The organism is Pacificimonas aurantium (assembly GCF_020092905.1).
Taxonomy (GTDB): Bacteria; Pseudomonadota; Alphaproteobacteria; order Sphingomonadales; family Sphingomonadaceae; genus Pacificimonas; species Pacificimonas aurantium.
In genome coordinates this window covers 50,303-62,203 of the sequence record NZ_JAGSGB010000002.1, presented here as the reverse complement: position 1 = coordinate 62,203, position 11,901 = coordinate 50,303, and the positions used below count along the sequence as shown (strand labels likewise).

9 protein-coding genes are annotated in these 11,901 nt (G+C 64.9%); 2 read left to right on the top strand and 7 right to left on the bottom strand.

Annotation, left to right across the window (positions count from 1 at the left end):
* Positions 1-33: 33 nt before the first annotated feature.
* From KCN53_RS07125 to KCN53_RS07110, 4 genes are all read right to left on the bottom strand, one after another.
* Positions 34-579 (bottom strand): DUF421 domain-containing protein, encoded by a 546-nt coding sequence (locus KCN53_RS07125; RefSeq protein WP_088713488.1) that lies wholly within the window; start codon positions 577-579, stop codon positions 34-36.
* A gap of 96 nt (positions 580-675) precedes the next feature.
* On the bottom strand, positions 676-2,010 hold the full coding sequence (locus KCN53_RS07120) for an HlyD family type I secretion periplasmic adaptor subunit (protein ID WP_088712996.1): 1,335 nt from the start codon (positions 2,008-2,010) through the stop codon (positions 676-678).
* Positions 2,007-3,851, bottom strand: a complete 1,845-nt coding sequence (locus KCN53_RS07115) for a type I secretion system permease/ATPase (RefSeq protein ID WP_317988412.1) — start codon at positions 3,849-3,851, stop codon at positions 2,007-2,009. The genes KCN53_RS07120 and KCN53_RS07115 overlap by 4 nt, the downstream gene beginning before the upstream one ends.
* A 3-nt stretch (positions 3,852-3,854) precedes the next feature.
* Positions 3,855-5,309: a TolC family protein gene (locus KCN53_RS07110; protein WP_172406266.1), complete on the bottom strand. Its 1,455-nt coding sequence runs from the start codon at positions 5,307-5,309 to the stop codon at positions 3,855-3,857.
* 60 nt (positions 5,310-5,369) lie between these two features.
* Here KCN53_RS07110 and dgcA point away from each other — a divergent pair, with 60 nt between their 5' ends.
* The gene (dgcA, locus tag KCN53_RS07105; protein ID WP_088712999.1) at positions 5,370-6,356 is read left to right on the top strand and encodes an N-acetyl-D-Glu racemase DgcA; all 987 of its coding nucleotides are present in this window, start codon (positions 5,370-5,372) and stop codon (positions 6,354-6,356) included.
* A 101-nt stretch (positions 6,357-6,457) separates the two neighbouring features.
* On the opposite strand, the gene KCN53_RS07100 is transcribed toward dgcA, so the two are convergent.
* From KCN53_RS07100 to KCN53_RS07090, 3 genes are all read right to left on the bottom strand, one after another.
* Positions 6,458-6,958, bottom strand: coding sequence for a pyridoxamine 5'-phosphate oxidase family protein (locus KCN53_RS07100; RefSeq protein WP_088713000.1), 501 nt, complete (start codon positions 6,956-6,958; stop codon positions 6,458-6,460).
* 112 nt (positions 6,959-7,070) lie between these two features.
* Positions 7,071-8,243 (bottom strand): acetyl-CoA C-acyltransferase, encoded by a 1,173-nt coding sequence (locus KCN53_RS07095; protein ID WP_088713001.1) that lies wholly within the window; start codon positions 8,241-8,243, stop codon positions 7,071-7,073.
* Positions 8,244-8,371: 128 nt separating this feature from the next.
* Positions 8,372-8,833, bottom strand: coding sequence for a MaoC family dehydratase (locus KCN53_RS07090; RefSeq protein WP_088713002.1), 462 nt, complete (start codon positions 8,831-8,833; stop codon positions 8,372-8,374).
* A gap of 64 nt (positions 8,834-8,897) precedes the next feature.
* Here KCN53_RS07090 and KCN53_RS07085 point away from each other — a divergent pair, with 64 nt between their 5' ends.
* Entirely contained in the window at positions 8,898-11,885 is a 2,988-nt protein-coding gene (locus KCN53_RS07085; protein ID WP_088713003.1) for an L-glutamate gamma-semialdehyde dehydrogenase, read from the top strand.
* The last annotated feature ends 16 nt before the right edge of the window (positions 11,886-11,901 follow it).

The following is an 11,901-nucleotide window of genomic DNA, read 5'->3' as shown; positions in this document are numbered from 1 at the left end:
CCAGAGCGCGGAAGGCCGGAGAGGCGCCCGCACTTATGGGCTTCGAGGCGGCCCCCCGGTCACGTTTTCCAGAAGACTGGCCTCGTCAAGCCCGATCTGTTCACGCGGAATGACGCTCATGGCGCCGTAGGTTTCCAGCACGACCCAGTTGGCATCGCCGACGCGGCTCATTCCCTGTTCGCGAAGCTTGGCCATGATCTCATCTTCGCTGACCCGCTCGCGCGCCATCGCATCCCTGAGAAACCGTCCTTTATGAACCAGGAGGCGCGGCTCCGCCTTCAGGACACGCCGGAAGAGCGCGCTGTTCATGGCGAGCTTCGTCGTCAGCCACTGGCAAAGAGCCAGCACGGCGATGGCAAGCAGGGCGCCGAAAAAGCTGACATTCTTGAGCAGGATCCCGGAGGCGGCGATGCTGCCGACGGTAATGTTGATGATCCAGTCGAAGCTGTTCATCTGGCTGGTGGTGCGCTTGCCCATCAGCCGGACGATGAGCACGATGTAGAGGTAGAATATCGCGGCGCCCGCAGCGATCTCGAACAGGCGTAGCGGATCTTCGATCCAGAGGTTCAGCTTAGACATGCCGCCGCCTACCATCAGTCATCGCGGCGGCGTACCAACAACATGGATTGTCCGGGCGTAAAACTGTCGCCCGGACCATGGCTGCGGCCGCTTGCTCTATTCGCGGAACGCTGTCTGGCTGAGCCGGGTGATCGGACGCAGAATATAGCTGATGATCTTGCGCTTCTCGCCCAGAAGATTGACATCGGCGACCATACCCGGACCGATCTGGAGTTCGTTGCCATAGCGGTCGGTAATCGCTTCGGCCTGGGTCTTCACCTCGACCTCATACCAGGTTTCGCCAGTCCGCTCATCCACCGTGGAGTCGGGGCTGATCGTGACGACCTCTCCTTCGATCCCGCCATAAACGGTCGGGTCGTAGGCGGTGATGTTCACCTTCGCCTGCTGACCGATCGACACGAAGCCGATATCGCTGGGTTTGATCCGTGCCTCGACGATCAGCGCATCGCCCGAGGGGACCATTTCGACCAGAGGTTCACCCGGCGTTACGGTGCCGCCCACGGTCGACTTCAGAACCCTGTTCACCCGGCCGGTCATCGGCGCGCGAATGGTGGTGCGGTCGACACGGCTTTGCAGCGCGGGAAGCGTCCGCCGCCGCGACGCCATTTCGCTCTGCGCGGCGGCGAGCTCATCGGCCGCCCGCGCACGCCAGTCCTGCCGCTGCTGGTTGAGAGCTGAGCGCGCCTCCATCACCGCCGCCTGTGCGCGGGTAAGACCCGCCTCGGCTGCGGAAACATCGCTCTGGGCCACTGCCGCGCGCGATTCCGCCTGTACAAGCGAGAGCTGCGGTTCGATGCCGCGTTCGACGAGCGGGCGCAGGATGTCGAGCTCGCGCCGCGCCGCCTCAGCAGCCGATCGCCGCGAATCCAGCGTCGCGCGCGCTTCGGCAACGGCGCGTTCGGTCTGCTCGACCCTGGCCATGGCCGCATTGGTCAGGCTGGCAAGGTCGGCCATGCGGCTGGCGTGAAGGGCACGTTCGATCTCCACCTGTTCGCGTAGCGCAGGGTCGCCGCCGGTCGGGAAGTTCGGCTCACGGCCGGCCACTTCGGCTTCCAGCCGGGCGATCTTCGCCTGGAGCGCGTCTAGCGACACCTGGTTCGCTTCGAGGTTCGAGCCGGTTTCGGTCGGATCGAGCGACATCAACGGATCGCCCTCGGCGACATTGTCGCCGGCGGAGACGAAGATCTGCTGCACGATGCCGCCTTCCAGATTGGAAACGACCTGAAGCTGGGAGGATGGGACCACCCTGCCCTGCCCGCGAATATGAACGTCGAGCTCGGTCAGCGACGCCCAGACGATGAAGGTGATGACGGTAAGGGCAACGAAGAAAAGAAGGACGTTCGAGGCCGTCGTCGGGCGCAGGTTCGCCAAGCGATCCTCGATCCGGTCGCCGACCTCCTTGCTCTCGGTCACATCGATCTGCTGGCTCATTTCGACGGACCCCCGGCCTTCACATTGGCTTTGACGAGACCGGCATCCTCACGCGGAGCCTGCTTCGCCGGAGGCTTGGCTCCACCCGCCTGCGCGCGAGACGGCGCCGCGGCCTGGCCCTTGCCCTGTCCCTCGATCAGCTTGAGCACCTCGTCGCGCGGCCCGTCCGCGACCACCTTGCCCTGGTCCATGAGAATGACGCGGCTGACCAGCGCAAGGAAGGGCGGACGGTGCGTGACCACGACGAGAGTCCGGTCCTTCAGCTCCTGATAAAGCCGTTTCAGAACCTGCGCCTCCGTCTGGTTGTCCATCTGGCTGGATGGCTCGTCGAGCAGCATGATCTGGGGCTTGCCCGCGAGGGCGCGAGCCAGGGCGATCGACTGCCGCTGCCCGCCCGAGAGCCCCTCGCCGCGGTCGGCGAGGCGGCGGTCATAGCCATTGGTGATATGCTGCATGAAGCCGTGCGTGCCCGAGAGCTGGGCGGCGCGAAGCAATTCCTCGTCATCGACATCCTCGCGCCCGAGCGCGATGTTGTCGCGAACGGTTCCGGACAGGAGCACCGTTTCCTGCATCGACGAGCCGATCCGTTCGCGCAGCGTTTCGGGATCGATCTGGCGCACGTCGAGGCCGTCGACGAGAACGGTGCCCTCTTCGGGCTCGAACAGGCCGAGGATGAGCTTCGCAATCGTCGATTTGCCCGAACCGACCCGGCCCAGCAGCGCGACATGTTCGCCCTCCTTGATCGTGAAGCTGACGCGGTCGAGCGCCTTGTCCGCGGTGTCGGGATAGCGGAAGCTGACATTGCGGAACTCGATCTCGCCGCGCGGTTTGGCCAGCTTGAACGCCTCGCCCTTCGGCCCTTCGATCGGCGTTTCCATCAGCGCGTTGATCTGGTTGTAGGCCGCGCGCGTGGTCGACAGGCGCGACAGCAGGTTGGCGATCTGGCCGAGCGGCGCAACGGCGCGGCCCGAGAGGATCGAACAGGCGATGATGCCGCCCATCGACAGCTCGTTATTCGCGATCTGGAAGACACCGACGATGACCACGCCGGCATAGGACAGCATCTGCGCCGACTGTGAGAAGGTGGTGGCGATGTTCGAGACGAGCCGCTGGCGCAGCGACACCGACGCATGCTCGTCGATCGCCTCGACCCAGCGCTTGCCGAGCAGCCTGCCCGCACCCGACGTTTTCACGGTCTCGAGCCCGCCAATGGCCTCGACGAGGACGGTCTGCTTCAGCAGGCCCTGCCCCATGCTTCGCGCGCTCAGCCGGTCCATCGCCGGATGGGTGAGATAGCCGCACAGAATGACTAGAGGGATGATGCCGAGCGGCACGAAGACCACGGGACCGCCGATGACCGCGATCACCGCCAGAGTGAGGACGATGAAGGGCACGTCGACAATGGCGGTAATGGTCGCGCTGGCAAAAAAGTCGCGCAGCGTCTCCAGTTCCCGCATCAGCCCGGCGAGCGCACCAGTCGAGCCGCGCTTGGCGTCGAGCCGCACGCGCAGAAGCTGCTTGAAGACCGACTGGCCGATCTCCCGGTCGATGGCCGCGCCGGCGAGGTCGGTGAAATAGGACCGCAGCATTTTCAGAATGAAATCGAAGACGATGATGATGCCGAGGCCGATGGCAAGCGCGATCAGGCTGCCAATGGCATTGTTCGGGATGACGCGGTCGTAGACGACCATGGTGAACAGGCTGGAGGCGAGCGCGAACAGGTTGATGAAAAACGCCGCCAGGGCCACACGCATATAGACCGGCCGGTTCGCCCGCATGGGCTCCATCAGCCAGTCGGCAAACCGTTTCGGCTTGCCCTCGAACTCCATCTCGCCCCGCAAAGGTCAGTTCCTTCCGTTCAGCGGGCCAGCGCGCTCAATCCCCAGCGCATCCAGCAGCCGCCCCGTTCGCGCTAGCAGCACATAGCGTGCCGCGTCGCGCTCTGTCAGTGTCTGAATGTAGCGACCGGCAACCGAGAAATAAGTATCCTCGGCCTGCAGGACGTCGAACAATGTGCCCCGCGCATAGCGAAACCGCTCCGCAAGCACATCCCTCGTCCGGCGGGCCGCCATGTAATTCTCGGCAAGCGCGGTCAGCTCGGCATCGAGCGCGCGCACATCCGCCCAGGCAATCGCGGCCTCTCGCGCGGCTTCCTCCTCCACCGCCTCGGCGCGGGCGAAGGCAGCATCGGCGCGGGCCTTTTGCGCGTCGGACCTGGCAAAGCGCCCGGTAAAGAACTCCTGCTGGACGGTCACCTCGGCGCGTATGTCGTAGCTGTCGCCCGGCGCCTCATCGAACAGGCCGTAATAGCCCCCGCGCACACCGACGGAGGCCGTCGGATAACGCTCGGCCTTCGCGGCGCGGCTTTCGTCATAAACCGCATTCGCTTCCTCGCGCGCGGCCTCGACGGGCGGCGAAACGCGGGCGAGATATTCGGCCATGTCGACACTGACGGCGGGCACGTCCGGATCGGGCGCGCGCAGGGTGCCGGGCGGCGGCGGACGGCCGATCAGCTCGGTGAAGCGCGCTTCGGCACCGGCAAGCTGGCGGCGGTAGCGCGCGAGGCTGGCGGCGGTCAGCGCAATCGAGCTTTCGGCGCGCGCGAGATCGCCGGGCGCGTTGACCCCGCCGGCGATCCGCTCTTCGATTTCGGCAAGCGCGCGGCGCTGATCGACGAGGAAGGTTTCCGACAGGTCGACGAGCGCGCGGTAGGCGAAGACATCGTACCATGACGCCACGGCGGCAAGGGCCACCCGCTCGGCCTGCGCATCGACTTCCAAGGCCGCGCTGCGGATACGGTGCGTTCCCGCCTCGATCCGCGCCGACGTTGCGCCGAAGTCGAGAATTGTCTGGTCGACGTTGAAGCTGGCGTCGTAGCGCGACAGCGACCTCGACCGTTCCAGCACATTGTCCGGGTCGTTGGAGAATTCCCGGTCGATCGTCTCGCGTCCCGCCAGCGCGATGATAACGTCGGGATAAAGGCCTGCGCGCGCCTCGTCCTTCTGCGCGCGGGCGACCTCGCGGCCTGCCAAGGCTTCCTCGACGGACGGGTTGCGCGCAACGGCGGAGGCGACGACATCCCGAAAGGCGGTGTAATTCTCCGCGCTGAGCCCGAGCGAGAGAACCGGATCGCCCTCGGCGCTCAGCGCCATCGGGTCTCCCGTTTCTTTCGGAAGGGTAACAATCGAGGCATCCTTCTCCTGTGCGCTCGACACGGAAGGAAACGCAAAACAGGATGCCGCGAGGAGCAGCAACCGGATACCGGACATGATGAGAGTTCCGCTCGGTTCGGAATACACTTGTAAGGGCGCCCCCATAGACACAAACGGCTGCCGAGCCAAATCCGAAGATGGCGAGATATGAGCCGACAATCCCTATTCGTTGAAATCGAGCGATTTCCCACGCGCGGAGCCTTTACCATCTCGCGCGGGGCGAAGACCCATGTCGATGTCGTGACCGTCCGTGTGCGGCGCGGCGCGCATGAGGGGCGCGGCGAAGGAACGGCGATCTACTATCGCGGCGAGAGCGCGGAAACCGCGGCGCAGGACATCTTGGCACTGCACGGCGCGGTAGCCGACGGCCTGGGCCAAGAGGAACTGCAGACCTTGCTGCCGGCGGGCGCGGCGCGGAGCGCCCTCGATTCGGCGCTGTGGGACCTCGAGGCGAAAGAAACGGGCATGCGGGTCTGGCAGCGGATCGGCCTGCCAAGGCCGCAACCCCTCTTGACCGCGTTCACAATTTCTAGCGGCGAACCGGAAGTGATGGAGGCCGCCGCACGCGCCGCCTCGGGCCGTGAACTGCTGAAGGTGAAACTGGCCGGTGCGGGCGATGAGGAGCGGATACGGGCCGTGCGCGCGGGAGCTCCACATGCGCGGCTGATCTGCGATGCCAACGAAGCGTGGGAAGGCCGCGACATCGAGGCCGAGGCGGCGGCGCTGCTGCCTTACCGCGTCGAGTTGATCGAACAGCCCCTTCCCGCCGGCCGGGATGCAGACCTGGACCATGTGGACTCGCCCATTCCACTCTGCGCGGACGAGAGCGTTCACGATCTCGCCAGCCTCGATGCCTGTCTCGGCCGCTATCACTATATCAATGTGAAGCTCGACAAGGCGGGCGGCCTGACCGAGGCGCTGCGCCTGATCGAAGCAGCGCGCGCCGCCGGAATCGGCGTGATGACGGGCTGTATGCTGTCGACTTCGCTGGGCGTCGCTCCCGCCTTCTTCGCCGCGATGCAGGGTCAATATGCCGACCTGGACGGTCCGATCTTGCTGGCGAAAGACCGCGAGGGGGGGATGCGCTTCGACGGCAGCGACGTCTTTCCGCCGACCGCGGACCTGTGGGGCTGAGGCGCCAAACCGGACAGACGGCCTCCGCGCACAAAGGCGCACATATGAAAACGCCCCGCCTCCGAAGAGGCAGGGCGTTTCCAGGTTAGCTATCGTGCGGTTTACGCGGCGAAGCGGGTTTCCGTATTGTGCTTCTTGGCAGCTTCCGCAGCCGACTCGTTCCAGACGGCCGAGGCCATCTCTTCGAGGAAGGAACCGGTGCCGGCCTCCCAGAATTCGGCACGGTCGAGGTCCATACGGATCAGGACGACGTTCGGATCGTCCTTGCCGCCTTCGAACCAGGCAGACACCATCGGCGACCAGAACTTGTCGATCTTCGCACGGTCGTTGTCGATGGCAAGGCGGCCATGGACGCTGGCGAAGAAGTCATGCCCCTTGGCGCTGTAGCTGGCGGTCGCATCGGAGAAGCCCTTTTCAAGCCCCTTCACGAAACCGTTCTGGCGCGAGGTGAAGAAGTAAAGGTCGTTCGGGAAGTCGTCGTCGAACTGGGCCGTCATCGGCTGGCTGTGACCGCGATCATCGCCGGCAAGCGCCAGCATCACGAACGGGCTGTCGTCCAGCTCGCTCCAGAATTTCTTCTTGAAGTCGATGTCCTTAGCCATGGTCTAATCTCCTGATAAATCTTTGCTTTTCCGCTCGACCTATCAACGGGAGAAGAAGGGGGTTGTTCCGCCGCGACGGTGCGTCGCAGCGGAACACCATCCCTGACGGAGGCTAGAGGACTTCGAACAGTCCGGCCGCGCCCATGCCGCCGCCGACGCACATGGTCACGCAAATATATTTCGCACCGCGGCGCTTGCCCTCGATCAGGGCGTGACCCGTCATCCGCGCGCCGGACATGCCATAGGGGTGGCCTACGGAGATGGCGCCGCCGTTGACGTTTAGGCGGTCATTGGGAATGCCGAGCTTGTCGCGGCTGTAGAGCACCTGCACCGCGAACGCTTCGTTGAGTTCCCACAGGCCGATATCGTCCATCGACACGCCGGTCTGCTCGAGCAGCTTCGGCACGGCGTACACGGGGCCGATCCCCATCTCGTCCGGCTCGAGACCGGCGACGGCCATGCCGACATAGCGGCCAAGCGGGGTCAGGCCCTTCGCCTGCGCGACCTTTGCCTCCATGAGGACCGAGGCAGACGCACCGTCCGACAGCTGCGAGGCGTTGCCGGCGGTGATGTAATCGCCGATGACCGGCTGCAGGCCCTTCAGCCCCTCGAGCGTGGTCTGCGGACGATTGCCCTCGTCCTTTTCCAGCGTGACCTCATGCTCGGAGACCTCCCCCGTCTCCTTGTTCTTCATCTTCATGGTCGTGGTCATCGGCACGATCTCGTCGTCGAACGCACCGGCTTCCTGCGCCGCCGCGGTGCGCTGCTGCGACTGGAGCGAATATTCGTCCTGCGCATCGCGGCTGACGTCATAGCGCTTCGCGACGATCTCCGCGGTCTGCAGCATCGGCATGTAGACGTCGGAATGCATGGCCACGAGTTCCGGGTCGGGCTCGGTGCGCATGTCGGGCGTCTGCACCATCGAGATGGATTCGACGCCGCCACCGACGACCACATCCATATTGTCGACGATGATCTGCTTCGCCGCGGTAGCGATCGCCATCAGGCCCGAGGCGCACTGGCGGTCGAGCGACATGCCGGCCACGGTGACGGGCAGACCCGCCCGCAGCGCCGCGAGGCGACCGATGTTCGGCGACTGAACGCCCTGCTGAAGCGCGGCGCCGAGAATGACGTCGTCGACTTCCGCACCGTCGATACCGGCACGCTTCACGGCATGCTCGATGGCATGTCCGGCAAGCGTCGGCGACGGGGTGGCGTTGAACGCACCCCGATAGGCCTTCCCGATCGGGGTGCGGGCGGTGGATACGATAACGGCATCACGCATGTGCGGGTCCTCTCCGGCTATTGATGAGCCAATGGCTCAGGGAATGGCCGGCTCCCTACCAGAAGAGAGAGAATTGGAAACCGCTCAGCAGATGAGCGTCGGAGGTGCAGCCGCCCGAGGGCGCAGCCTCACACGTAGGTCAGCGTGATCCATTCCGCCTTCAGCGCCGGCTTGTCCTCGCCCTCGATTTCAACGGTGACATCGTAGACCGCCTGAAGGATGCCCTTGCCGCGTTCCTTGGCTTCCTTGACCTTGAAGTTGGAGCGGATGCGCTTGCCGGATTTCACAGGCGCCATCAGGCGTACCTTATCGAAACCGTAGTTCACGCCCATCTTCGTGCTCTCGACGGGCGGCAGCACCGAATAGGCCATCACCGGCATCAGGCTGAGCGTCAGGAAACCATGAGCGATGGTGCTGCCGAAGGGCGTTGCCTTCGCCCGCTCCGGGTCCACATGAATAAATTGATGGTCGCCGGTCGCATCGGCGAACTTATCGATCACCTCCTGCGTTACTTCAAACCAATCCGACGTCCCGATGTCCTGGCCGTCCCGCTGTACGAACTGTTCCGGCGTGATTGCTGAGACTGCCATTTAATCCCCTTTCGACGGCTGCTATGGCCGCGTTTCTAATATTGCGAAGAGTTGCTTTATACCTATGACCACCGCCAGCCTCGACGAGTTTCTCATGGACATGCGTGCGATGCACCGCGCGCCGGAAGCGGACGTGCTGCGCGGGCTAATCCCGCATGCCCGCGTGACCGACGAGGAACGCGCGCGCATAGAGGACAAGGCGCTGGGACTGCTCGCCGATATCCGCCGCGCGGAACGCGACAGCTGGATCGCCACCTTCCTGCACGAATATCGCCTGAACACCGATGAAGGCGTCGCGCTGCTCGCTCTGGCGGAAGCCTTCCTGCGCGTTCCCGACCAGCAGACACGCGACCTGCTGATCGCGGACAAGGTGGGCGATGCCGACTGGGGCGCGCACCGCGCGAAGAGCCCGTCCGCGCTCGTCAACTCGGCGACCTGGGGCCTGGTCGTCACCAAGGCGCTGGTGGGCGACGAGGCGAAGAAGACCGCCCTCACCCGCCTGATCAACCGGACGTCAGAACCCTTCGTGCGGCAGGCCGTCGCCGCCGCGATGAAGGTGATGGGCCGTGTCTTCGTCATGGGCCAGACCATCGACCAGGCGCTCGAACGGATGGAGGAGCCCAAGCACAAGGGCTTCACCGCCAGTTTCGACATGCTCGGCGAAGCGGCACGCACCTATGAGGACGCGGAGCGCTATTTCGAAGCCTATGAGCGCGCCATCGACCGTATCGGCAAGTCGAACCGCAAGCTGGAACATTCGATTTCGGTGAAGCTGTCGGCGTTGCATCCGCGCTACGAGACCACGCATGCCGAGGCCTGCGTTCCGGCCCTGATCGACATGGTCGGGCAGCTGGCGAAGCGAGCGGCCAAGAACGACATCTTCATGACCATCGATGCCGAGGAATCGGACCGGATGAAGATCTCGCTCGACGTGATCGAGGCGGTCGCGCGACACCCCGGCGTCTCCGACTGGAACGGCTTCGGCATGGTCGTACAGGCCTATTCGAAGCGCGCGCGGGCAGCCATCGGCTGGGCCGACACGCTGGGCGCGGAAACCGGACAGCAGATCGGCATTCGCCTGGTGAAGGGCGCCTATTGGGACACCGAGATCAAGCTGACGCAGCAGCTTGGTCTGGAGGGCTATCCGCTCTACACGCGCAAGCCCGCGACCGACGTCTCCTACCTCGCCTGCGCGAAGGCCATGCTGCAGGCGCGCAACCTGCGTCCGGCCTTTGCCAGCCACAACGCACTGACGGTCTCGACCATCCTCGAATGGGCTGGCGACCGGCGCGACTATGAATTCCAGCGCCTGCACGGCATGGGCGAAGGCCTGTACGAACGGCTGGTTCGCGAGGAAGGGCACTCCTGCCGCATCTACGCGCCCGTCGGTGGCCATTCGGACCTACTTGCCTATCTGGTGCGGCGCCTTCTCGAAAACGGCGCGAATTCAAGCTTCGTCCACCAGCTTGCCGACGAGAACATCCCCGTTTCGGACCTTCTCGCCGACCCGGTCGAGAAAATCGAACAGGTCAATTGCACGCCGCATCCGGCGATCCCGCTGCCGGTCGAGGTGTTCGAGCCGGCGCGCAAGAACAGCTTCGGCATCGACCTGGAAGACTCTGTCGATCTTGCATCGCTCGAAGAAGATGTGCGTGCCTACCAGATGCCGGACGCCCCCGCCGATGCGACCGCTGAGGATGTGACCCGCATGGTCGACCAGGCTCATGCTGCCTCGCTGGCCTGGGCCGACACGCCGGTCGAAGTGCGCGCCGAACTGCTCGAGCGCATGGCCGACAAGATGCAAGAGCGCATGATCCCGCTGATCGGGCTGTGCGTCCACGAAGCCAAGAAAACCTATCAGGACGCGATCGACGAAGTGCGCGAGGCGATCGATTTCTGCCGCTATTATGCGCGCCGGGCGCGGATCGACTTCGAGGAAATCCCCCTGCCCGGTCCGACCGGGGAGACGAACGTCATGCGGCTTGGCGGCCGCGGTGTGTTCGCCTGCGTGGCACCCTGGAACTTCCCGCTCGCCATCTTCACCGGCCAGATGACCGCGGCGCTCGTTGCGGGCAATACGGTGGTTGCCAAGCCCGCGCCGCAGACGCCGCGCATCGCGCAGGCGGCCGTCGACATCGCGCATGAAGTCGGCGTGCCGAAGGATGTGCTGCACATCGCCCCGGGCGGCGCCGAACCGGGCGCGGCGTTGACCGGCGACCGCCGTGTCGCTGGCATTGCTTTCACCGGCTCGACGGCGACGGCGAAGCGCATCCAGCGTACCGTTGCCGAGGACGACGACCGCCCCATCGTGCCGCTGATCGCGGAAACGGGCGGGCTGAACGCGATGTTCGTCGATTCCACCGCGCTGCCCGAACAGGCGGTGATGGACATCATCGCCAGCGCCTTCTTCTCAGCCGGCCAGCGCTGCTCGGCGCTGCGCCTCCTGCTGATCCAGGAGGATGTCTACGACCGGACGATGCGCATGCTGACGGGCGCCATGGATACGATGAATGTGGGCGATCCGGCGGACCCCGCCACCGATATCGGCCCGGTCATCGACGCTGCGTCGCAGGAAAAGCTGTGCGGCCATATCGACCATATGCGCCAGCGCATTGTTCACCAGATCAAGGTGCCGGACTTCGACACCTTCGTGCCGCCGACCGTCATCCGCCTCGATGAGATCGAGGATCTGGAGCGCGAGTGGTTCGGACCTGTACTGCACGTCACGACGTGGAAGCAGGGCAAGCTGGAAGAGACGGTACGCCGGGTGAACGCGCTGGGCTACGGCCTTACCATGGGCCTTCACAGCCGCATCGCCGACGCCGCCGAGGAAGTCGCCGAGGAAGCCCGCGTCGGCAACCTCTACGTCAACCGCACCATGACCGGCGCCATCGTCGGATCTCAGCCCTTTGGCGGCGAGCGTATGTCCGGTACCGGCCCGAAGGCCGGCGGCCCGCATTACCTGCCGCGCTTTGCGGTCGAGCGCGTGGTGACGGTCGATACGACAAGCGCCGGCGGTAACGCCTCGCTGCTGTCCATCGACGCAACCTAGCCAGCGAAAAGCGGGG